The sequence below is a fragment of the Bacillus sp. AFS023182 genome (assembly GCF_002560575.1).
GTDB classification, from domain to species: Bacteria; Bacillota; Bacilli; order Bacillales; family Bacillaceae_G; genus Bacillus_A; species Bacillus_A arachidis.
Map to the genome: position 1 here is coordinate 344,618 of NZ_NTRO01000004.1, position 22,904 is coordinate 367,521.

26 protein-coding genes are annotated in these 22,904 nt (G+C 35.8%); 18 read left to right on the forward strand and 8 right to left on the reverse strand.

Going from position 1 to position 22,904, the window contains the following annotated elements:
- Nucleotide 1 precedes the first annotated feature (1 nt).
- Together lpdA and CN288_RS03625 are read left to right on the forward strand one after the other, a co-directional pair.
- Nucleotides 2-1,414 (forward strand): dihydrolipoyl dehydrogenase, encoded by a 1,413-nt coding sequence (gene lpdA / locus CN288_RS03620; RefSeq protein ID WP_026590190.1) that lies wholly within the window; start codon nt 2-4, stop codon nt 1,412-1,414.
- 352 nt (nt 1,415-1,766) lie between these two features.
- Complete coding sequence (locus tag CN288_RS03625) at nt 1,767-1,997, forward strand: hypothetical protein (RefSeq protein WP_026590191.1); 231 nt, start codon at nt 1,767-1,769, stop codon at nt 1,995-1,997.
- Here CN288_RS03625 and CN288_RS03630 read toward each other — a convergent pair whose 3' ends face one another.
- On the reverse strand, nt 1,998-2,390 hold the full coding sequence (locus CN288_RS03630) for a DUF1885 family protein (RefSeq protein ID WP_026590192.1): 393 nt from the start codon (nt 2,388-2,390) through the stop codon (nt 1,998-2,000).
- 133 nt (nt 2,391-2,523) lie between these two features.
- Here CN288_RS03630 and CN288_RS03635 point away from each other — a divergent pair, with 133 nt between their 5' ends.
- The 4 genes from CN288_RS03635 (at nt 2,524) to CN288_RS03650 (ending at nt 3,532) form a co-directional block, all read left to right on the forward strand.
- Nucleotides 2,524-2,820: a DUF3055 domain-containing protein gene (locus CN288_RS03635; RefSeq protein ID WP_026590193.1), complete on the forward strand. Its 297-nt coding sequence runs from the start codon at nt 2,524-2,526 to the stop codon at nt 2,818-2,820.
- Between the two features lie 199 nt (nt 2,821-3,019).
- Complete coding sequence (locus tag CN288_RS03640) at nt 3,020-3,148, forward strand: GapA-binding peptide SR1P (RefSeq protein ID WP_000536782.1); 129 nt, start codon at nt 3,020-3,022, stop codon at nt 3,146-3,148.
- 61 nt (nt 3,149-3,209) lie between these two features.
- Nucleotides 3,210-3,341 (forward strand): GapA-binding peptide SR1P, encoded by a 132-nt coding sequence (locus tag CN288_RS03645; RefSeq protein ID WP_026590194.1) that lies wholly within the window; start codon nt 3,210-3,212, stop codon nt 3,339-3,341.
- A 62-nt stretch (nt 3,342-3,403) separates the two neighbouring features.
- On the forward strand, nt 3,404-3,532 hold the full coding sequence (locus CN288_RS03650) for a GapA-binding peptide SR1P (RefSeq protein WP_098301813.1): 129 nt from the start codon (nt 3,404-3,406) through the stop codon (nt 3,530-3,532).
- 37 nt (nt 3,533-3,569) lie between these two features.
- On the opposite strand, the gene CN288_RS03655 is transcribed toward CN288_RS03650, so the two are convergent.
- Together CN288_RS03655 and CN288_RS03660 are read right to left on the reverse strand one after the other, a co-directional pair.
- Nucleotides 3,570-4,400: a protein-glutamine gamma-glutamyltransferase gene (locus CN288_RS03655; RefSeq protein WP_026590196.1), complete on the reverse strand. Its 831-nt coding sequence runs from the start codon at nt 4,398-4,400 to the stop codon at nt 3,570-3,572.
- A 74-nt stretch (nt 4,401-4,474) separates the two neighbouring features.
- Complete coding sequence (locus CN288_RS03660; RefSeq protein ID WP_098301814.1) at nt 4,475-5,956, reverse strand: aminotransferase class I/II-fold pyridoxal phosphate-dependent enzyme; 1,482 nt, start codon at nt 5,954-5,956, stop codon at nt 4,475-4,477.
- Nucleotides 5,957-6,542: 586 nt separating this feature from the next.
- Between CN288_RS03660 and CN288_RS03670 the strand changes: the two genes are divergently transcribed.
- A complete protein-coding gene (locus CN288_RS03670; protein ID WP_026590199.1) occupies nt 6,543-6,812 on the forward strand; it encodes a UPF0223 family protein in 270 nt (89 codons plus the stop codon).
- Nucleotides 6,813-6,893: 81 nt separating this feature from the next.
- Here CN288_RS03670 and CN288_RS03675 read toward each other — a convergent pair whose 3' ends face one another.
- The gene (locus CN288_RS03675; RefSeq protein ID WP_026590200.1) at nt 6,894-7,520 is read right to left on the reverse strand and encodes a YktB family protein; all 627 of its coding nucleotides are present in this window, start codon (nt 7,518-7,520) and stop codon (nt 6,894-6,896) included.
- Between the two features lie 207 nt (nt 7,521-7,727).
- On the opposite strand from CN288_RS03675, the gene CN288_RS03680 reads away from it, so the two are divergent.
- Nucleotides 7,728-7,916 carry a hypothetical protein gene (locus CN288_RS03680; RefSeq protein WP_001250169.1) on the forward strand — a complete coding sequence of 63 codons (189 nt, stop codon included), beginning with the start codon at nt 7,728-7,730 and terminating at the stop codon, nt 7,914-7,916.
- Nucleotides 7,917-8,004: 88 nt separating this feature from the next.
- Nucleotides 8,005-8,796, forward strand: a complete 792-nt coding sequence (locus tag CN288_RS03685; protein WP_026590201.1) for an inositol monophosphatase family protein — start codon at nt 8,005-8,007, stop codon at nt 8,794-8,796.
- 43 nt (nt 8,797-8,839) lie between these two features.
- Here CN288_RS03685 and CN288_RS03690 read toward each other — a convergent pair whose 3' ends face one another.
- Complete coding sequence (locus CN288_RS03690) at nt 8,840-9,019, reverse strand: DUF5325 family protein (RefSeq protein ID WP_026590202.1); 180 nt, start codon at nt 9,017-9,019, stop codon at nt 8,840-8,842.
- Between the two features lie 140 nt (nt 9,020-9,159).
- On the opposite strand from CN288_RS03690, the gene typA reads away from it, so the two are divergent.
- The 3 genes from typA to CN288_RS03705 all read left to right on the forward strand — a co-directional run bounded on the left by typA (nt 9,160) and on the right by CN288_RS03705 (nt 11,808).
- Nucleotides 9,160-11,004 carry a translational GTPase TypA gene (gene typA / locus CN288_RS03695; protein WP_026590203.1) on the forward strand — a complete coding sequence of 615 codons (1,845 nt, stop codon included), beginning with the start codon at nt 9,160-9,162 and terminating at the stop codon, nt 11,002-11,004.
- A 214-nt stretch (nt 11,005-11,218) separates the two neighbouring features.
- Entirely contained in the window at nt 11,219-11,521 is a 303-nt protein-coding gene (locus CN288_RS03700; RefSeq protein WP_026590204.1) for a YlaH-like family protein, read from the forward strand.
- A gap of 11 nt (nt 11,522-11,532) precedes the next feature.
- On the forward strand, nt 11,533-11,808 hold the full coding sequence (locus tag CN288_RS03705) for a hypothetical protein (RefSeq protein ID WP_026590205.1): 276 nt from the start codon (nt 11,533-11,535) through the stop codon (nt 11,806-11,808).
- Between the two features lie 36 nt (nt 11,809-11,844).
- Here the strand turns inward: CN288_RS03705 and CN288_RS03710 are convergent, their stop codons facing one another.
- Entirely contained in the window at nt 11,845-12,045 is a 201-nt protein-coding gene (locus CN288_RS03710; protein ID WP_026590206.1) for a YlaI family protein, read from the reverse strand.
- Between the two features lie 142 nt (nt 12,046-12,187).
- Between CN288_RS03710 and CN288_RS03715 the strand changes: the two genes are divergently transcribed.
- Complete coding sequence (locus tag CN288_RS03715; protein ID WP_026590207.1) at nt 12,188-12,643, forward strand: pyridoxamine 5'-phosphate oxidase family protein; 456 nt, start codon at nt 12,188-12,190, stop codon at nt 12,641-12,643.
- 274 nt (nt 12,644-12,917) lie between these two features.
- A complete protein-coding gene (locus CN288_RS03720) occupies nt 12,918-14,246 on the forward strand; it encodes a PhoH family protein (RefSeq protein WP_026590208.1) in 1,329 nt (442 codons plus the stop codon).
- Nucleotides 14,247-14,377: 131 nt separating this feature from the next.
- Here the strand turns inward: CN288_RS03720 and CN288_RS03725 are convergent, their stop codons facing one another.
- Complete coding sequence (locus CN288_RS03725) at nt 14,378-14,875, reverse strand: hypothetical protein (RefSeq protein WP_026590209.1); 498 nt, start codon at nt 14,873-14,875, stop codon at nt 14,378-14,380.
- Nucleotides 14,876-15,028: 153 nt separating this feature from the next.
- Between CN288_RS03725 and CN288_RS03730 the strand changes: the two genes are divergently transcribed.
- From CN288_RS03730 to pyc, 3 genes are all read left to right on the forward strand, one after another.
- Complete coding sequence (locus tag CN288_RS03730; RefSeq protein WP_026590210.1) at nt 15,029-15,316, forward strand: YlaN family protein; 288 nt, start codon at nt 15,029-15,031, stop codon at nt 15,314-15,316.
- A 123-nt stretch (nt 15,317-15,439) separates the two neighbouring features.
- Nucleotides 15,440-16,621: an FtsW/RodA/SpoVE family cell cycle protein gene (locus CN288_RS03735; RefSeq protein WP_026590211.1), complete on the forward strand. Its 1,182-nt coding sequence runs from the start codon at nt 15,440-15,442 to the stop codon at nt 16,619-16,621.
- 329 nt (nt 16,622-16,950) lie between these two features.
- Nucleotides 16,951-20,397: a pyruvate carboxylase gene (gene pyc / locus CN288_RS03745; protein WP_026590212.1), complete on the forward strand. Its 3,447-nt coding sequence runs from the start codon at nt 16,951-16,953 to the stop codon at nt 20,395-20,397.
- Between the two features lie 75 nt (nt 20,398-20,472).
- Here the strand turns inward: pyc and CN288_RS03750 are convergent, their stop codons facing one another.
- A complete protein-coding gene (locus tag CN288_RS03750; RefSeq protein ID WP_026590213.1) occupies nt 20,473-21,420 on the reverse strand; it encodes a COX15/CtaA family protein in 948 nt (315 codons plus the stop codon).
- A 482-nt stretch (nt 21,421-21,902) separates the two neighbouring features.
- Here CN288_RS03750 and cyoE point away from each other — a divergent pair, with 482 nt between their 5' ends.
- A complete protein-coding gene (gene cyoE, locus CN288_RS03755; RefSeq protein WP_026590214.1) occupies nt 21,903-22,826 on the forward strand; it encodes a heme o synthase in 924 nt (307 codons plus the stop codon).
- The last annotated feature ends 78 nt before the right edge of the window (nt 22,827-22,904 follow it).

A 22,904-nucleotide genomic window follows, 5' to 3' on the forward strand; every position in this document is an offset into this window, starting at 1 on the left:
AATGGTAGTAGGAGATTTCCCAATTGAATTAGATACAGTCGTTGTTGGTGCAGGTCCTGGTGGATACGTTGCGGCAATTCGTGCAGCACAATTAGGTCAAAAGGTAGCAATTATCGAAAAAGCTAACCTTGGTGGCGTATGCTTAAACGTTGGATGTATTCCTTCAAAAGCGTTAATCAATGCAGGTCATCGTTATGAGAATGCAATGCATTCTGATGACATGGGTATCACTGCAGAGAACGTAAAAGTTGACTTTACAAAAGTTCAAGAATGGAAAAACGGCGTAGTTAAGAAATTAACTGGCGGTGTTGAAGGCCTTCTTAAGGGTAACAAAGTTGAAATCATTCGCGGTGAAGCTTACTTCGTAGATGCTAACACATTACGCGTAATGACTGAAGATGCAGCTCAAACTTATACGTTTAAAAATGCTGTTCTTGCAACTGGTTCTACACCAATCGAAATTCCTGGATTCAAATACTCTAAACGTGTTATCAACTCTACAGGCGCTCTAAGCTTACCTGAAATTCCTAAAAAACTTGTTGTAATCGGCGGCGGTTACATCGGTATGGAATTAGGTACTGCATATGCTAACTTCGGTACAGAAGTTACTGTAGTAGAAGCTGGCGACGAAATCTTAGCTGGTTTCGAAAAAGCAATGAGCTCTGTTGTTAAACGTGCCCTTCAAAAGAAAGGTAACGTAAATATTCATACAAAAGCTATGGCTAAAGGCGTTGAAGAAACAGAAACTGGCGTAAAAGTTAGCTTCGAAGTTAAAGGTGAAGTACAAACTGTAGAAGCAGATTACGTATTAGTAACTGTAGGTCGTCGTCCAAACACTCAAGAAATCGGTCTTGAGCAAGTTGGAGTTAAAATGACTGATCGCGGTATCATCGAAATCGATGAGCAATGCCGTACAAACGTACCAAACATCTATGCAATCGGTGATATCGTTCCTGGACCACCATTAGCTCACAAAGCTTCTTACGAAGGTAAAGTAGCTGTTGAAGCAATTAGTGGCCATGCATCAGCTATCGATTACATCGGAATTCCTGCAGTATGCTTCACAGATCCAGAATTAGCATCTGTTGGATACACTAAGAAACAAGCTGAAGAAGCAGGAATGGCAGTAACTGTATCTAAGTTCCCATTCGCTGCAAACGGTCGTGCATTATCATTAAACAGCACAGACGGTTTCCTACAACTTGTAACACGTAAAGAAGATGGTCTTCTTGTAGGTGCACAAGTTGCAGGTGCAGGTGCTTCTGATATTATCTCTGAGATTGGTTTAGCTATCGAAGCTGGAATGACAGCTGAAGATATCGCTCAAACAATCCATGCTCACCCAACATTAGGTGAAATCACAATGGAAGCAGCTGAAGTTGCTCTTGGAATGCCAATTCACATTGTAAAATAATACGAATAACCAAAATAACCCGCCTTTTATCTTTTTAAAGGCGGGTTATTTTTTATTTTATGGAATTTATCTTGCAAAATCCCGATTTGTGAGAGCTGATCGTTAGTGAGAATGAAGAAATCCATTGATTAAAGTTTCACTCTATCCATTAAAGCTTTAGTAGAGCTAACAAGGTCGTTATGTATATTTATGGAATAAATACGTAATACTATATAGTCTAAATTGGAATGTACGTAACTTTTTTAGAAATATAATGGACTCAAATCGATTACATCTTTTCGTATTATGTAATGGATTTGAGTCCAATACCATATCTTATTATAAAATAGAGCATGTCAAAGGAGATGGTTTCGTGAAAATCATACATGTTATATTTTATCATTTCCTTTTATGGAGTGGATTTTCTATTGTACTATTCTTATCAAATGGTGATAAATTTCATTATAAAGTGATGCTCTTTTTCGTGTTCCTTTATTTAGCATATGTAATTGCATATGTTGTTCTTCGTATAAGAAAACAGGCACTATTTCTTACTTGCGCAAATAGTATGCTCTTTTTACTGATATCTTTCCTTTTTTTATAGTTAGCGTTTATAAAAATACATTGTTCTTCCATTAAATAACCTTAATTCACCCTCTAATTTTTTTGCTAAAAAACGGCAGAATTCATTTGCTTTTCCTTTATCCCCAAATGTGGCAGTAGAAGGTAAGGAGATTTGAACGAAAGCTTGGTCGTTTTCTGTTCCTATCCCCACATAAATAGAATTATAACGATCATGACTAGATTTGAGCTCAAGTGTAGTATCTGATGTATCAAATATCTCATACGGAAATGCTACGTTAGTATATGCATAGCTAACTTGCGCGCCGGTTTGCGAAGTAATGGTTTTATAATAATTAAAAAGTTGTTTAACATCTTCTAATGAGACAGCTTGTTGTTTTGATTTAGGTACAAGTTTAATAAATGCATGTTGCATAAAGATTTTCCTCCTAAAGTAATATATACAGACATTTTAACACTGGTGTAAATTTTTTGACAATTAAAAAGGTTCTTTCCTTTTTTTGTTTAATATATACGGTAGAAAGTGTTGTGAGGAAAGGAGGAAGAAAATGTTTGAAAAATTGTATGATGAGCATGAGAGTGTGAAGGTACGATTTTTGGGATTTATGACACATGAAAACCGCTATGATTTTGGTGTTATTTATACAAATATGTTTTTTGGAAAACCTCTTGTTGTTTGCATGCAAACAGGGAGAGCAACTTTACTAGGACAAGACGATGTAGATAATGTTCAACATTTACAACAGGTCTTTAAATTACAATCAGAGGAGGAAGCGAATGACCTAGCACAATTCTTTAAGTTTCTTGTACCACCTACTTCCTTACATGCTGAATATGAAGAATAAATAAAAGGAAACAGTCGTACTTATTAAGATATGACTGTTTTTTCATGTTATTGTCTCATACTAATATAAAGTTAATTTTTTTAATGTGTTATACTAAAAACCTATTGACGTAAAAAGTATAACATATTAAAATAAAGACAGAAAGTTAAGCGGTTACAAAAAAGTTTTTGGGATTATAAACTTAGGGGGAAATAAAAAAATGGGAACAATCGTATGTCAAGATTGTGAAAGTACAATTGCACACTTCGAGGATGAGAAAGTAACAGTACTTTACGGGAAATGCGGATCTTGCGGATGTGATCACAAGGAGCATACAAAAGCCCAGTAATATATAGGAATATTCTAGCTGAAAAAGTTTTTAGGACCATAAACTTAGGGGGAAATGAAAAATGGGAACAATCGTATGTCAAGTTTGTGAAGGAACAATCGCACACTTTGAAGATGAAAAAACAACGGTACTTTACGGGAAATGTGAATCTCATTGCGAATGTGGTCACAAAGAACATACAAAAGTTCAGTAATATATAGAACGTGTAAATATAAAGGTTTTCAATCATAATTCAAACTCAGGGGGAAATGAAAAATGGGAACAATCGTATGTCAAGTTTGTGAAGGAACAATTGCACACTTTGAAGATGAAAAGACAACAGTACTTTACGGGAAATGTGGATCTCATTGCGAATGGGGTCACAAAGAGCATACAAAAGCCTAATAATTAAAAAAACGCCTGCATATTTTGCAGGCGTTTTTTAATAGATTGTAGTTGTGTGACCAACCGTTGCAATAATTGCATCATCTCGAATGGGAATGAATTTGAATGTGGTTTGTAGGGTATTAGCAGAAGCATGTTGGCTCATGAGGCGACTATCTATGCGGGTAATAAAATCTGTTAAATATGCTGAGATAAAGGCATAGGGAATTCTTCGTTCATTTAATAGATAAATGATTTGTTCCTTTGTTTGTACTCCTACACCGTGCCCATAAAAAAAGAAATTACCTAAATAAATGGCATTTTCTCCTTGCCATTCAACTGAAGCTGGATTCACTTGTGGATTTTTAAAGTAAACAAGATCGCCAGGAACGATATCCCCACCGTTTTTTGTCACCAGTTTTAAATCTCGATCATAATCCCATGTATATAGTAGAAGGTTTGCGAATAAGCGGTTAAAAGTTTGCTCATCATATAGAGCTAAAAGTGCCTTGTAAAAAATAATAATCATTGCTGTTGCACATTCTGTTCCATACTTTTTTCCATCTTTAAAAATATCTCGTATCGCGACCGAGGGTGGTCTATTTGGAAGTAATTGAAATCCTCCTAGTGGTGTCCTTTGCCAAAATTCAGGGTTGCAATAGGACTCTTGGAATGTACGGAACTGTAATCCACTTTGAAAGAGTTCTAAGGAGGATGTAATGATATGAATTCGTAAATTTAGATCAAAGCTGAGTTCATCAGTTGTTCGGAATGAATATACTTCCTGATTTCCAGCCATAATGGCCAATATTTGTTGTTTCTCAGTAGCGAACGGTTCATTTTCACTCGTGATATAAGGATGTACAATAGAACGACCAATCACAATCATAATTGTATCCCCACCTATAAGTTACATTCTTTAGTATCGTATGAGTAAAAGAAAAAATGGTGAAAAAAAGCCTATCAACTGATAGGCTTGTATTCTTTAATAACGCGTAGTGTTTGGAGTGTCATATCTTCAGGACCTTGTACTGGTAGGCCAGCATCTAGGTTTTTATTAATGTAGTCTAGGTTTTCTTGCGTAATGATTTCGCCAGGGGTGAAGATTGGAATACCTGGCGGATAAACCATAACAAAATCTGCTATAATGCGACCAGCAGCTTCTTCAAATGGGATGACTTCTGCTTCTGAGTAAAAAGCATCCCGAGGAGAGAGGGCAAGTACAGGGATTTCTGGAATTTCAACTTGTACTTGAACACCTTTGTCCGCTCTATTTTTAAAGGTAGTTGCTAGTTCTCGTAAGGCCTCAATAAGAATATTAGTTTCGACCTCTGTATCTCCCAATGTCACAAGGCATAGAATGTTATATAAGTCTGAAAGCTCGACTTCAATGTTGTAATGTTCTCTTAACCATAATTCTGCTTCGTGACCTGTAATGCCTAGATCCTTGACAGATACAATCAGTTTTGTTGGATCATAGCTGAATGTTGCATCCATACCTAACATTTCTTTACCAGGGCAATATAGATTTTCAATCTCATTTATCGTACAGCGTACATGTTCGGCTAACTGAATTGTTTTTGTGATTAATTCTTTTCCTTCAGTCGCAAGACGTTTTCTTGCGACGTCTAAAGAAGCTAATAGAATATAGGAAGTTGATGTTGTTGTAAGCATGCTAATAATCGATTGAACATGTTTTACATTCACAAGGCCTTCTTTGACATTTAGAATGGAACTTTGTGTTAATGAACCTCCGAGCTTATGAACACTTGTCGCTGCCATATCTGCACCAGCTTGCATAGCTGACATTGGTAATTCGTCATGGAAATGAATATGAACACCATGAGCTTCATCAACTAATACAGGTATTTCATAGGAATGAGCTAATTCTACAATATGCTGCAAGTCTGCGGCGAATCCAAAGTATGTTGGATTAATAACGAGTAACCCTTTTGCATCTGAATGTTCCTCGAGTGCTTTTTTTACAGATTGAATCGTAATCCCATGTGAAATACCGAGCTTCGGATCGATTTCAGGATGAATGAAAATTGGTTTTGCACCTGAGAAAATAATGGCTGACATTACAGATTTATGAACGTTTCGTGGTACAAGAATTTTATCTCCTGGGCCACAAACGCTCATTACCATTGTCATAATTGCACCGCTTGTACCTTGAACTGAAAAGAAGGTATGATCTGCACCGAATGCAGTTGCAGCTAAATCTTGAGCTTCTTTAATCATACCTTTTGGATGATGTAAATCATCGAGCGGAGCAATATTAATTAAATCAATTGCTAATGCATTATGCCCAATAAATTCGCGAAATTCTGGGTCCATCCCTTGTCCTTTTTTATGACCTGGGATATGAAATTGAATTGGATTTCGCTTGCTGTGCTCTACTAAAGCGGTAAACAATGGTGTTTTGTATTGGGACAATCTATACACCCCTTCTTCTTCGTAATATTTATTATGAGTTGTTTTATGTGTATCTTGTTCAGTAAGAAAGTTATTTCCACTATATAGTTATATAACTGTCTATAAGAACTTGACTTGTTCTACTTACCAAATGGAAGTTTCACTTTATTTTCAATAAAACAAAAGCATTATATCACCAATGATTATATATGTATAGAAAAAACTATTATTTTTATTATATGCATAATTAGTAATAATTTGTATGCCGTTATTCGTGAGCAGTAAAGTTTTAACTTAAAGTTCTGAGAAAGCGAGGAGATACGTAGAATTCCGTCAATGGAAGTTATATTTCTATTCGCGTTCAGTAATATCCTCATCTTAAAAATCAGCGAAAATAAAAGAGGATGGAGGAAAAATAAAGTTTCAATTTATCGAGGCTTATTTTCAAAAAGGAAAGGAGATCTATGCCTTTCATCGCCTCGTTGTCTTCGGTATGAAGAGAGACAATGCCATAATAAAAGAGAAATAGTGTATAATGCAAAAGGGACTATGATAAAGAAGGATGGAAGGTTTATTTTTAAGGGAGAATAAGGGTAAAAATGAAAGAGGTGTACATATGGAATATCAATATCCACTTGATTATGATTGGTCGAATGATGAGATGATTGCGATTGTGACATTCTATGAGGCAATTGAAAAGGCGTATGAAAAAGGTATCATCAGAGAAGAATTGATGAGATTATATCGCCGTTTTAAAGAAATTGTGCCGTCGAAAGCGGAAGAGAAAAAAATTGATAAAGAGTTTCAAGAAGTAAGTGGTTACTCTATATACCGAGCGATTCAAAAGGCGAAAGAAGTAGAAGAACAAAAGATTGTGAAAATGTAAAAAGATTTTGAAAAATCAAATTCTAAGTGCTATAATGGGATAACAACTTAAAACGGACAATATAAATTGTCCGTTTTCTTACTATCGATTGCAAATTTTATATAAAGGAAGGAGTGAGTGCATCGTAGTTTGTATCTTCTCAAGAAATTGTTCATCATCGAGTGTTGAGCACTCTTCTGGAGAAATGTGAATACCAACTAGTAACTCTGCTTTTTTTATAGTCGCTAGGCGTTCAATCATTTTTTGTAAGTCATTTGTTTCAAGTGAGTTATGCGATTTTACAGCTGGTTTGGTATGGTCAATGGACCAAACGAAGTCATTTGGTATATTTGTTTTTAAATCATTTAAATGTTCTAAGAAGGCATGAGCCGCTTCCACTTTTTGTGGACACTCATAAATTAAACCAAAGTATATAAAAGCATGGGTACCCCATAAACCAATTTGAAAATGTGGCAGCATTTTATATCCGCGTTTATTTGTTGAAAAAGCAACCCAAGTATCGTTTGGTGGATTGACTTTACGTCGTGCATGTTTTGCAACATGATAGAAAAAAGTTTCCCCAGTTTGTTCTGATAAATAATGAGAAAATTGCTCGCCTAGAGCTTCTAATTTAGGGTGAATATTCGTTTTAATAGCATTCATTCGTTCTTCGAGACCATCAACTGCAAAGACAGCAAAGTCAGTTGATTTAAATGTTTGTAATGTCATGATAGTTCCTCCAACTCCTAGTTTGTTTTTTATTTTAGCATAGCTTGTACGATTCATAAAAAAAACAGTACAAAAAAACTTCAGTAAAAAAATATAATTTTGTTGCATAGATGATTTATCCAACATAGTATAGTATAAAACAAAAAATCAGAAAATTAAGTTAATTCTAGTCCGAGGGCAGACGAATATTGGGAGGAGGCAATAAAAATGAGACAGGTGATTAACGCGTTAAAGAGAACAGATGCTGAAAAAAGAATTCCGGTGCTAAGATTGGAGTTAGATTATGAATTAGCAACGCTATATGATGCAATGATGGAAAATGATAATCAGAAAAAAGAAGAGTGCGTGCAAAAGCTAGAAGTGCTAAGACTTGAAATGATCCGTTTAGAAGCGTAATAATAGTATATGTATAAAAATTAAGTTGGTGCGAACCTTATAAAGGGTTCGTTTTTTCTGTGAACAGTGTAGATCGGAGTGTTTAAACATGCAAGAGGTATGGAAAGAAATCGATACACATGCAAAACAGTGGATTCAAGAAGCTGGTGAGCGTTTAATGGCATCATTGCAAAAGACGCTTATTGTGGAGACGAAATCAAATGCAGCTGACCTAGTAACAAATATGGATCGAGAAACGGAACAGTTTTTGATTGGGAAAATTAAAGAAACATACCCACACCATTATATTTTAGGAGAAGAGGGATATGGAGATAAGCTTGCTTCTTCGGATGGGGTTGTTTGGTTAATTGATCCAATTGATGGTACGATGAATTTTGTTCATCAGAAAAGAAATTTTGCGATTTCAATTGGCATTTATGAGAACGGTATCGGAAAAATCGGCCTCATCTATGATCCGGTTCATGACGAACTGTATCATGCTATAAAGGGGGAAGGAGCCTTTTGTAACGGTGTAACCATTCCCACTTTAGAGAAAGGTACATTAGAAAGCGGGATTATTGCTTTAAATGCTACGTGGCTTACTGATAATCCATTACTTAATATGGAAAAAATGATGAAGCTCGTGAAAAAAGCACGAGGAACACGCTCATATGGTTGCGCGGCACTAGAAATGGTATATGTTGCAACAGGAAGATTAGATGCTTACGTGACGCCGCGATTATCTCCTTGGGATTTTGGCGGAGGACTGATTATTGTAGAAGAAGTCGATGGCAAAGTGACGACGTTTGCTGGTAAAGCACTTTCTATTGTAGAAAAAAGTAGTGTATTAGTTGCGAAGCCGGGGGTATATGAAGAGTTACTACCATTTGTATCACAGTAACAAAAAAAGTAAGAGGCTACGAAAAGCTTCTTACTTTTTACTGTTACTGTGATTTACGCATTTTTCGTTTTGTTACAAATCCGTATCCAACTGTAACAAATGTGCCGATAATGCAAATAATAATACCGATGGGACTATTTTCAGCAATCATAATTCCAATGCCAATTAAGAAAATAACACCGATAATAGCTGTTAATAAAAAGCGGTACTGAATTTGTTCCATATCTTCACCCTCCAATTTCATTTTACTTTCACAAAAGTAAGAATACAACTATATTTTCATTCTTGATTTTATTTTGATTGCCATTGTATCCCCTTCACTCTTATAATAGAGAAGGATTAAAAAGACACTAGGAGTTGGACATGTTGAAAAAACGACAAGATTTACGAAATATAGCAATTATCGCCCACGTTGACCATGGTAAAACAACACTTGTTGACCAATTATTACGTCAAGCGGGGACGTTCCGTGCAAATGAGCACGTAGAAGAACGTGCAATGGATTCGAACGATTTAGAAAGAGAACGCGGTATTACAATTTTAGCAAAAAATACAGCGATTCATTATGAAGATAAACGAATTAACATTTTAGATACGCCTGGACACGCTGACTTCGGTGGTGAAGTAGAGCGTATTATGAAAATGGTTGATGGTGTTTTACTTGTTGTTGATGCATATGAAGGTTGTATGCCACAAACGCGATTTGTTTTAAAGAAAGCTCTTGAGCAAAACTTAACTCCAATCGTTGTAGTAAACAAAATTGACCGTGACTTTGCTCGCCCGGATGAAGTAGTTGATGAAGTAATCGACTTATTTATCGAGCTTGGTGCAAACGAAGATCAATTAGAGTTCCCAGTTGTATTTGCATCAGCAATGAACGGAACAGCAAGCTTGGATTCAAACCCAGCAAATCAAGAAGAGAATATGAAATCATTATTTGATACAATTATTGAACATATTCCAGCACCAGTTGATAACAGCGAAGAGCCACTTCAATTCCAAGTAGCACTTCTTGACTATAATGACTATGTAGGTCGTATCGGGGTAGGTCGTATATTCCGCGGCACAATGAAAGTAGGACAACAAGTTGCACTAATGAAGGTCGATGGAAGCGTAAAACAATTCCGCGTAACAAAACTATTTGGTTACATGGGATTAAAACGCCAAGAAATTGAAGAAGCAAAAGCTGGAGATCTAGTAGCAGTTTCAGGTATGGAAGATATTAACGTTGGTGAAACGGTATGTCCAGTTGAACATCAAGATGCGTTACCATTATTACGTATTGATGAGCCAACACTACAAATGACGTTCCTTGTAAATAATAGTCCATTTGCAGGTCGTGAAGGTAAATACATTACGTCTCGTAAAATTGAAGAGCGTCTTCGTTCACAATTAGAAACAGATGTAAGTTTACGTGTTGATAATACAGAGTCTCCTGATGCATGGATTGTATCTGGACGTGGAGAATTACATTTATCTATCTTAATTGAAAACATGCGCCGTGAAGGTTACGAACTACAAGTATCTAAGCCTGAAGTAATTATTAAAGAGGTTGATGGCGTAAGATGTGAGCCTGTAGAACGCGTACAAATCGATGTGCCTGAAGAATACACTGGTTCTATTATGGAGTCAATGGGTGCACGTAAAGGTGAAATGTTAGATATGGTGAATAACGGAAACGGTCAAGTTCGCCTTACTTTCATGGTTCCAGCACGTGGTTTAATTGGTTACACAACAGAATTCTTAACATTAACTCGTGGTTACGGTATTTTAAACCATACATTCGATTGCTACCAGCCAGTACATGCTGGACAAGTTGGTGGACGTCGTCAAGGTGTTCTAGTTTCACTTGAAACAGGAAAAGCATCACAATACGGTATTATGCAAGTTGAAGACCGCGGTGTAATCTTCGTTGAACCAGGTACAGAAGTATATGCTGGTATGATTGTCGGAGAACATACACGTGAGAATGATTTAACAGTTAACGTTGTAAAAATGAAACAACAAACTAACATTCGTTCTGCGACGAAAGATCAAACTTCAACAATGAAAAAACCACGCTTAATGACTCTAGAAGAGTCATTAGAGTACTTAAACGATGATGAGTTCTGTGAAGTAACTCCAGAATCAATTCGTCTTCGTAAAAAGATTCTTGATAAGAGTGAGCGCGAAAGAGCTGCTAAGAAAAAGAAATCTGTAGAAGCGTAAAAAATATGAAGCTGCCTTTTTAAAAAAGGCAGCTTTTTGTTTTGTTTATTTTTTTAGAAAATTTACTCTTTTATCTAGACAGTAGTTTTTCTGCAAGGTACTCTTATAGTAGGGAAAATAGAATTTAAAAAGTAAGAATCAAGGTACTACTAGTTAGTGGATTGGACTCATATGGGTTGTTTTCGTTCATCTTTGCAAAATAAGGGGGAGTATAATGCTAGAGAGAATGTCATTTTTCGCAAAATTATATAATGTAGATACGAATCCAGAAATAGGGATGTGGCTTTTATATGGCACAATGATTTTTTTAAGTGCCCTTGTATATAATTTAGGGTTTGCTAGGAAGTTATCGCTATTAAAAAATATTGTGGTGTATGTGGCGCTGGCGTTAGGATGTACAGTCTTAACTTTTTTAGGAGTTTTGTTGCCGGTGGGAGAAGGACTTGTTGTAGCCGCAATTGTACTAGGAATTTATAGATTACGTTTACGTCAAGCAAAGCAACAAAGAGTAAGTTAAGGAGGTTCTTTATGCGCTCTGTACAAGATACATTATATAATTGGTTAACGATTAAAACGGTTGCGGAAGCAAGACCCAATGATGCAGCTGCACAAGAAACATATTTGCTGTTTCATGATATGTTGCATGAAGATCATCAATTAAGTGATGTGGAAGTGGAAAAGAAAGAAGATATGTATTTAGTTACATATAAACGAGGCGGAGAAAAACATTCTACAAGATTTCCAGTAGAGCTTATAGATTGTTTCTTAGATCAAATGAGACAAGAGCCGGAGAAATATAAATAAGTCCTCATCCGAATGATTAAGGACTTATTTGACAGTTTACCACTCATCTTCTACTGTTTTATCACGATATAGGTGGAATTTTCCGGTTGCATGGCGTTCTATTGTACGTTCTGCAATACGTTCTGTGCATTCCATGCACATATATGTATGAATAGGACGGTTACGAAGCCTTTTGGCCATAGGATTTTCGTCATCTAACTCTTCTTTTTTATCACAAAGCATACATTTGACTCTCATTTCGTCACCTCAATACAAATTCTATCGATATAAGTATAGCATGTAAATTTGATATTTTTGAACTATGGAGGAAAAAAATAATATTTTCGCAATTCGAAAAATAAGTTATCATTAAGATAAATAAAATTTTGGAGGTGGAAATATGGCAAATGTAGTAGAACCTACATTGACAGATTCTTTAGTTCAATCTTTACGTGAAGGACGTATTATAACAATTGCAACAATTGATTTTGAAAAGGCTGTTCCAAATGTAAGTGCTATTTCATGGGTATATGCAATGAATGAGACGCGTATTCGGTTTGCAGTTGATTGGCGATCTCGTATTGCGGAAAATTTACGCCATCATGCAGGGCTTGTACTCACTGTAATGGCGAATGAATCTGTATTTTCCATTAGCGGTGAAGCAAAGATTTTAACGGATAGAATGGAAGGGATTCCTCTTAAGTTAACTATAGTAGAAGTATCTGTTCAAGAAGTGCGTGATGTTATGTTTTATGGAGCAAAGCTTGCTTTGGAACCAGCATATGAAAAAACTTATGATCTTCGTGCTGCTGAAAAACTTGATAACCAAGTTTTAACGGCAATGAAAGGATTGTAGAAAAGTGGATGAGTACTATGGGTGTTCATCCTTTTACTGCTATTTTAATCTGGGTGAATAGGTAACCTTTGTTCCATGTTCAAATATAAATTTTGATGAATATGATACCTAGTTATAAATGAAAAAAATGATTGAGAAAAGTTTTAATTTATATGAATTTAGATTCTACCTCGTTAATACATTACATATAATTATAACAATGGTTCGTCCATATCATAATCATGGATGAAACCCTTGTTCTACAAATTTAAAAGTGGAGTCAGGGGGTAACAGGTTGGATAAAATTTATGTGTTAGACACGAATGTACTTTTGCAGGATCCTTTATCTATTTTTTCTTTTGAAACAAATGAGGTAGTGATTCCAGCAGTTGTATTAGAAGAGGTTGATTCGAAAAAACGTTACATGGATGAAGTTGGGCGAAATGCTCGTTATGTATCTAAACTGATAGATAAATTTCGTGAATTAGGAAAATTGCATGAGAGTATTCCCCTTGAAAATGGAGGGACATTTCGTATTGAATTAAACCATCGCTCATTTGTTCAACTACAAGATATTTTTGTTGAAAAAACAAACGATAATCGCATTTTAGCTGTTGCGAAAAATATATTTTTAGAAGAACAAGAGAAAGAGGATGGAAAGTCTGTTGTTTTAGTAAGTAAAGATGTGCTTGTAAGAGTAAAAGCAGATGCTCTTGGCTTACAAGCAGAGGATTATTTAAGTGATCGTGTCATTGAAGTGGACAATATATATTCAGGTTTTTTAGAAGGCTACATATCAAAAGAACAGTTAAATTATTACTATGAAAAAGGAGAACTTCCTTTATCAGAAATTGCAAATCATCCATTTTATCCAAATCAGTTTATTGTGATGAAAGATGCATTAGGTGGTTCTAGTTCTGCGCTTGGAATTGTTGATTATTCAGGGAAAAAGGTGAAGAAACTTATTTTTCATAATGAGCAAGTTTGGGGAATACGCCCGCGGAATGTGCAGCAAATTATGGGATTAGAATTGTTGCTTCGTGAAGATATTCCACTCGTAACGTTAACAGGAAAAGCAGGAACTGGTAAAACTTTACTTGCGTTAGCTGCTGGTCTTATGCAGACCGAAGATTTAGGGTTGTATAAAAAACTCCTTGTTGCCCGGCCCATTGTTCCAGTCGGCAAGGATATCGGTTATTTACCGGGAGAAAAAGAAGAGAAATTAAGACCGTGGATGCAGCCAATTTTCGATAATCTAGAGTATTTATTTAATACAAAAAAACCTGGTGAATTAGATGCGATTTTAGCAGGAATGGGTTCAATTGAAGTAGAGGCACTTACTTATATACGAGGACGAAGTATTCCAGATCAATTTATTATTATTGATGAAGCACAAAATTTAACGAAACATGAAGTGAAAACAATATTAACAAGGGTTGGAGAAAAAAGTAAAATTGTATTAATGGGAGATCCGCAACAAATTGATCACCCTTACCTAGATGAATATAATAATGGTCTAACCTATGTTGTAGAGAAATTTAAAGAACAAAAAATTAGTGGACATGTAAAGTTTGTAAAAGGAGAACGCTCTAATTTAGCACAATTAGCGGCGGACTTATTATAAAGTGGAACTTTAATCAGTGAGGGGATTTATTAGCTTGCGTCTAACTGTATTGCATGTGTGGAATTTTGAGATAGAAATATTACTGATAGTAAAAGGCTAAAAAAAGGAGTGGCTTTTGCCCACTCCTTTTTTTAAATAATTGTAAACTTACGGATATTTCGAATTGGATTGTTTATATTAGAGCCATCACCAAAGTAAAGGTGAACAGGTCCATCTTCTCGCAATGGTTTTCCATCTTTTGAAAATCCAAGAATAGCATTGTTTGCTTCTTCTAATGAAAGTGTGATGGAATCATGCAATGTATGGATTTCAACATGTGTTGCTTCTGCTACAATCTCAGCATTTTTGAAAAAGGGATGAAGTGGTATGCCAAACGTTCCTGTGATAAGCTGTTCTTTTTTAAATTTTTTTACGCTTTGTTGTATAGGTGGAAAAGCGGCACCATCACGAATTTCGCGATCCCAGTGTTCGGAAGTATGCTTGAGATAGTCTTCTAATTCTGATTTTTCTTCTTTTGTTTCGGTGAAATAAGTTGTTAAATCTACTTTTCGATCATCAAAAATCCAAACGCTTGGGTCAAGTGTGATCGGAAAGCGTACGTTTCCATTTATAAATAAAATTTCACTCATTGTTGTTCCCCCATTTGTATTATGCTCCCACTTTTCAGTATAATAGTATTAGACATGATTGTCACAAAAAATGTTTCTATTGCAATTTATTAAAACTATCGCTAATATTAATAGATAGGATAGGAGAGTAGGACGGAAACGGAGGGAATCAATTTGGCGTCTGAGACAGTAGCAAATCATCAGGAAAAGGCACTTGCCCTTCTACAAGCGGATGCGGAGAAGATTTTAAGACTTATTAAGGTGCAAATGGACCACCTTACGATGCCGCAATGTCCATTATATGAAGAAGTGCTTGACACGCAAATGTTTGGACTATCCCGTGAAGTTGACTTTGCGGTTCGTCTTGGTCTTATTCCAGAAGAGCAAGGGAAAGAAATGCTAGGAGAGCTCGAACGGGAATTATCAGCACTTCATGAAGCATTTACAAACAAACAACAATAAAGGGTTCAAATAAGCGGGCTCAAACTGACTAAGTTTGAGCTTTTTATTTGTATAATAAAGCAGGAAGAATGGCGATACATATGGAATACAACAATTAAACTGAAAACAGAAAGAGGATATTGAATGAAAAAAGTATGGAAGTCAATGGATTATTCATTATTGCTTCCTCTTGTTATTTTATGTGTACTGGGAGTTGTAATGGTATACAGTTCTAGCTCTATTTTAGCGGTTACAAAATATGAGAAACCGGCTAATTACTTTTTTTATAAGCAACTACTAGCATTAGGAATAGGTACAGTATTTGGATTAGGGATAATCGCTGTGATTCCATACCAGTTTTGGAGAAAAAGAATTATTTTATTACTAATGATGATAGGAAGTATTGGTTTGCTTTCGTTATCTTTGTTACTTGGAACGAAAGCAAATGGTGCGCAAGCTTGGGTGTTTGGTATACAGCCGGCTGAATTTGTTAAAATAGCTATCATTATCGTACTTGCACGTTTCTTTGCAAGAAGGCAAGAAACAGATACTTCAGTATGGAAAGGATCAGCAGGTACAATTCTATTTATAGGATTAATAGTATTTTTAATTCTAAAACAAAATGACTTAGGTACAGTTTTGTTAATCATAGGTATTGTTGGAATTATGTTCCTTTGTTCAGGGGTTCCGATTAACAAGTGGATAAAGCGTATTGCATTAAGTGCAATTGTATGGATTCCGCTTTTATACTTATTTGGAAACTATGCATTGGAAGATTATCAGAAGGCACGTTTTACAGCGTTTTTAAATCCATTTGAAGATACTCAACATGATGGATATCAGCTGGTGAATTCCTTTATTGCAATTGCATCAGGCGGTCTAAATGGTAGAGGACTTAGTAACAGTATACAAAAATTCGGTTATTTACCTGAACCACATACAGACTTTATTATGGCGATTATATCTGAGGAACTTGGCTTTATCGGTGTAGCGATTGTTTTAATTAGTTTGCTACTTATTATTATTCGGGCATTGCGAATTGCTCAAAAGTGCAAAGATCCATTTGGAAGTTTAATTGCAATTGGTATTGCTAGTCTGATTGGGATACAAACATTTGTTATTGTTGGTGGTATGACGGGGCTAATACCTCTTACTGGTGTACCTTTACCATTTATCAGTTATGGTGGTAGTTCTTTAATGGCGAACTTAATTGCAATGGGTATATTGATAAATATAGGTAGTTACGTGAAACGACAAGAGAAGCAACAAAAAGAAGTATATGAGAAAAAAGAACAGGGTGAGCCACATCTTGTTGTTGTAAAATAAAAAAGGCTTTGTGTTTGATGACACAAAGCCTTTTTATTATGGTGTTATAATGAGTTATACTTTGTGAAGTTTTAATAAGAATAGTGTGTCATATTTATCCGAATGTGATATACATTAAAACTGTTAGAAAAGGAAGAGTTGTGCTATACTATTTTTGTGAAACAAATTGATTAGAAAACTTATCATTTGTTGAAAAATAAGGTATGATGTATAAAAATAAAGTGAAGCTTTCCAAGTATAATTTAGAAAAGAAAGTGAAGAACTTCACGCTTTTTAGAGCGTGTGCCTATTTAATCTCTAGAGTGGTAGGAAAGTAGAGGGGGAAAATCATGTCAAAGCTGCAACGTATTCAAAAAGTATTAGTAGCTAACCGTGGCGAAATTGCAATTCGTGTATTCAGGGCTTGTTCAGAACTTGGATTAAAGACAGTTGCAATTTATTCAAAAGAGGATAGTGGTTCTTACCATCGCTATAAAGCAGATGAATCTTATTTAGTGGGGGAAGGCAAAAAGCCAATCGATGCTTACCTTGATATTGAAGGTATTATTGAGATTGCGAAAAGCAACCATGTGGACGCGATTCACCCTGGATATGGATTCTTGTCAGAAAACATCCAATTTGCTAGACGTTGTGAAGAAGAAGGGATTATCTTTATCGGACCACAAAGTAAACATTTAGATATGTTTGGAGATAAAGTAAAAGCAAGAAAACAAGCACAATTAGCAAATATTCCAGTTATTCCTGGTAGCGATGGACCTGTTCATTCACTAGACGAAGTTGAAGAATTTGCTAAGAAGTATGATTACCCGATAATTATTAAAGCATCACTTGGTGGTGGTGGCCGTGGTATGCGTATTGTACGTAGCGGTGATGAATTAAAAGAATCTTATGATCGTGCAAAATCAGAAGCGAAAGCAGCTTTTGGTAACGATGAAGTGTATGTTGAAAAATTCGTTGAAAAACCTAAACATATAGAAGTGCAAATATTAGCAGATGAAGAAGGCAATGTTGTGCATTTATACGAACGCGATTGTTCTGTACAACGTCGTCATCAAAAAGTAGTTGAAATTGCGCCAAGTGTATCGCTTTCAGATGAACTTCGCCATCGTATTTGTGAAGCGGCGGTACAGCTAACGAAAAACGTAAACTATTTAAATGCTGGTACAGTTGAATTCCTTGTAAAAGGTAATGACTTTTATTTCATTGAAGTAAATCCACGTGTTCAAGTAGAACATACAATTACAGAAATGATTACAGGAATTGATATTGTTCAGTCTCAAATTTTGATTGCTGATGGACACTCTTTACATAGTTCAACAGTGAGCGTACCAAAACAAGAGGATGTTATTATACATGGATATGCAATCCAATCTCGTGTAACAACGGAAGATCCGCTTAATAATTTCATGCCGGATACAGGAAAAATTATGGCATATCGTTCTGGTGGCGGTTTTGGTGTTCGTCTTGACACAGGTAACAGCTTCCAAGGAGCAGTTATTACGCCATATTATGATTCATTACTTGTTAAAGTAACGACTTGGGCACTTACATTTGAACAAGCAGCTGCAAAGATGGAGCGTAACCTAAAAGAGTTCCGTATCCGTGGTATTAAAACAAATATTCCATTCCTAGAGAATGTAGTAAAGCATAGAAACTTTTTATCAGGAGAGTATGATACATCGTTTATTGATGCTTCGCCTGAACTGTTCGTCTTCCCGAAACGTAAAGACCGTGGGACGAAGATGTTAAGTTATGTAGGTACAGTAACAGTAAATGGTTTCCCTGGAGTAGGTAAGAAAGAAAAACCGATTTTCCCGGATGCACGTATACCGAATTTGAAACATTCTGAATCAGTTCCAAATGGAACGAAACAAATTTTAGACGAACGCGGTGCAGATGGTCTAGTAAAATGGGTACAAGATCAAAAGCGCGTACTATTAACGGATACTACATTCCGTGATGCGCATCAATCATTACTTGCAACACGTATTCGTACAAAAGATTTAAATCAAGTTGCTGAGCCAACAGCTAGAATGTTACCCAATTTATTCTCAGCGGAAATGTGGGGCGGTGCAACATTCGATGTTGCGTATCGTTTCTTAAAAGAAGATCCATGGGAACGCTTATTAGAGCTTCGTGAAAGAATGCCTAATGTTTTATTTCAAATGCTTCTTCGTTCATCAAATGCAGTTGGTTATAAAAACTATCCAGATAATTTAATTCAAAAATTTGTGGAATGTTCAGCACAGGCGGGTATTGATGTATTCCGTATTTTTGATAGCTTAAACTGGGTTGAAGGTATGAGAGTTGCAATTGATGCTGTAAGAGAGAGTGGCAAAATTGCAGAGGCAACAATGTGTTATACAGGGGATATTCATGACCCAATGCGTAGTAAATATGACTTAAATTATTATAAAAACTTAGCGAAAGAATTGGAAGCATCAGGAGCGCATATTCTAGGTATTAAAGATATGGCTGGATTATTAAAACCAAATGCAGCTTACGATTTAGTTTCTGCGTTAAAAGAAGCGGTATCGATTCCGATTCACCTTCATACACATGATACAAGTGGAAATGGTGTTTTAACGTATACGAAAGCAATTGAAGCAGGTGTTGATATTGTCGACGTTGCTGTAAGCTCAATGGCAGGCCTAACATCACAACCAAGTGCAAATACGTTATATTATGCGCTTGGTGGAAATGAAAGACAACCAGATGTGAATGTGGATGCATTAGAAAAACTTTCACATTACTGGGAAGATGTTCGGAAATATTATGCACCATTTGAAAGTGGTATGAATGCACCGCATACAGAAGTATATATGCATGAAATGCCAGGTGGTCAATATAGTAACCTTCAGCAACAAGCGAAAGCGGTTGGTTTAGGAGATCGATTTGATGAAGTAAAAGTAATGTATCGCCGTGTAAATGATATGTTTGGTGATATTGTAAAAGTAACACCATCATCAAAAGTTGTTGGCGATATGGCACTATTTATGGTGCAAAATCATCTTACAGAACAAGACATTTTTGAACGGGGACATGCGTTAGATTTCCCAGGTTCTGTTGTAGAGATGTTCTCTGGAGATCTTGGACAACCATATGGCGGATTCCCAAAAGAATTACAAAAAATCATTTTAAAAGGAAAAGAGCCATTAACGGTAAGACCAGGAGAACTGTTAGAACCAGTGGATTTTGATGCTTTAAAAGAAGAGTTATTCCATAAACTTGGACGTGAAGTAACTATTTTTGATGTTGTTGCATATGCATTATATCCAAAAGTATTTATGGATTATCAAAAGGTAACTGGACTTTATGGAAATGTATCTGTACTTGATACACCAACATTCTTCTATGGTATGAGATTGGGTGAAGAAATTGGTGTGGAAATTGAACGTGGTAAAACATTAATTGTTAAATTAGTGTCAATTGGTGAGCCTCAACCAGATGGAACGCGTGTACTTTACTTTGAATTTAACGGACAACCGCGTGAAATTGTTGTGAAAGATGAAAGTGTTAAAGCAACGGTTGCGCAGCGTGTGAAAGGAAACCGTGAAAATCCAAATCATATTAGTGCAACAATGCCAGGAACGGTCATTAAAATCGTTGTAAATGAAGGCGATGAAGTGAAAAAAGGTGATTCCATGGCAATCACAGAAGCAATGAAAATGGAAACAACGGTTCAGGCGCCATTCGATGGAAAAGTGAAGAAAGTATATGTAAAAGATGGCGATGCGATTCAAACAGGGGATTTACTTATTGAATTAGAACAATAAAAATCAAGAAAAGAGCTGCTCAAAAGTAGCTCTTTTTTTGATATAAAAATAATAACTTGCCATAATGGCAAGTTATTAAAAGGATTGTTTATTTTGCGTTGTAGTTGATTGTTGTGCCTCTTTTGCGTTTCTTGTACTTCTTGTACCTAGCATCACTAGATAACATAATACGGCAAACAAACAAGAGATAAAGAGTGAATGTAACAGTGCCATTGAGAGGCTAGCGTTCGTATAGACAACCAAAATACCAACAATTGCTTGAAGCGTAACGAGAATAAATGAGATAATCCATCCCCAATATACAACTCGCTGTTGCTTATAGTGGCGAATAGCAAGAATCATTGCGTATAGGATCCAAGCAAATATTAATATTGCGGCAATCCTATGTCCCATTTGAACCCATTCATGCAATTGAGTAGGAAACGGTCTGTTTTTACTACAAAATGGAAAGTCTGGACAAGCCAAACTAGCATGCTCATGACGTACTAAAGCACCTGTATAGACGACGATATAGCTGTAAATTGTTACACCGTAAATATGAAACTTCATTTTTTTATCCATAATGAGAGAACGTGCATCGAATTTCTTGTCAATTTCAAAAATAAGGCAGGCTAGTAAAATGACAGAAGCAAATGAAATTAAGGAAATACCAAAATGAATAGCTAGTACAGCTGGTACTTGTCCCCAAACCACTGCCGCTGCTCCCATTAGCGCTTGTGCAACTAAAAATACAAATGATAAAATAGCAAGCGTCTTTGTTTCACGTACATGTTTATAATATTTCCATGATAAGATACAAAGCAGTGTAACGAGAATTCCTGCCGATCCTGATGTTAAACGGTGACTGAGTTCGATAATTGTTTCCATTGATAGATTAGAGGGAACGAGTTCACCATTACAAAGTGGCCATGATTTTCCACATCCTTGACCTGAACCTGTTTTTGTAACTAAAGCCCCCCCTAATAAAACCCCTAGTAAGTCAAGGCTTGTAATGACTGCTAACCATTTAATAAAGCGTTGCAATCTTTTCACCATCTTTCTGTTATGAAGTTATTGCGAAATATTTTCATTCCATCAATTTTATAGAACAAAACGCGCTACAGTCCTATGATATATAAAAAATAATAAAATAGCAAAGAAATGAAGAGGGAGGATAAAGTACTTGGGATAAGAAAAAAACGGTGTAGATATTACAGTTTTTAAGTGGAAATACTTCTATTATAAAAAGAAATAAGGAGAATGCATGCTAAATATGACAAAATAGTTTATTATAGAAGATAATCTCGTGTTATGATAGGGAGTAATAGGAGAAACTTTTTTGTTATTCGACACAAAAAGTTCATGTTTTCTTCACAAAATGTTCGGGAAATATGATTTAATATATTCGAGTATGAGCGTAGATTAGTAGTAGAGTGGGAAAACAACATTTCTACTGTAATAATATTGCTATATAGAAGCGTACTACTTTTGTAAAGGAAAGACGCGTTTAAGAGGGGGTTGAAATGATGAACCATGCAACAAGTGGGCTGCATGATGAGTCAGCTATAACAAATGTGCCGGAAACAACACGTGTACAAGATTTATTAGCGCTCGTTAAGATGGGGATTGTAAACTCAAATACACTTACGGTGTTTACAGGATTTTGGTTGGCTTTACACTTTAATGGATTAAATGCTGCTAACCATTTGGATAAAATGTTCTTTACAATTGTCGGTTCTGCTTTAATTATGGCAGGATCATGTAGCTTAAATAATTATATTGATCGAGATATCGATCATTTAATGGAACGGACAAAAAATCGTCCGACAGTAACAGGAAAATATAAACCTGGGTTTGCGTTAACATTAGGTATTACTTTATTACTTCTAGGTTTTGTATTCTTGTTATTTACAACACCGATGGCAGCATTGATTGGTTTCATTGGTGCTTTCACATATGTTGTTTTGTATTCATTATGGACAAAACGAGCATACACACTAAATACAGTAGTAGGTAGTGTATCTGGAGCAGTTCCACCTTTAATTGGCTGGGCAGCAATTGATCCTAGTTTAGATCATCCGATTGCTTGGATGCTATTTTTAATTATGTTTGTTTGGCAAATCCCACATTTCCTCGCATTAGCGATGAAACGTGTTGATGAATATCGAAATGCAGGTATTCCAATGCTTCCTGTTGTACATGGATTTGATATTACAAAACGTCAAATCATGATTTGGACAGTATGTTTATTACCACTACCGTTTTATATGAGTGGACTGGGAGTAACATTCATGGTAATTGCAACATTGCTTAACATTGGATGGATCGTATTAGGATTCTATGGATTCCGTAAGAAGGATGACATAAAATGGTCTGTACAAATGTTCGTCTACTCCTTGAATTACTTGACAATCTTATTTGTGTCAATGATTGTAGTTACATTCTTCTAAGACAACGACATGAGGGGATTTCTTTACGTTGAGATTTACTTTACTTACTATAAATAAAGTACAATCTAATTCACAAAG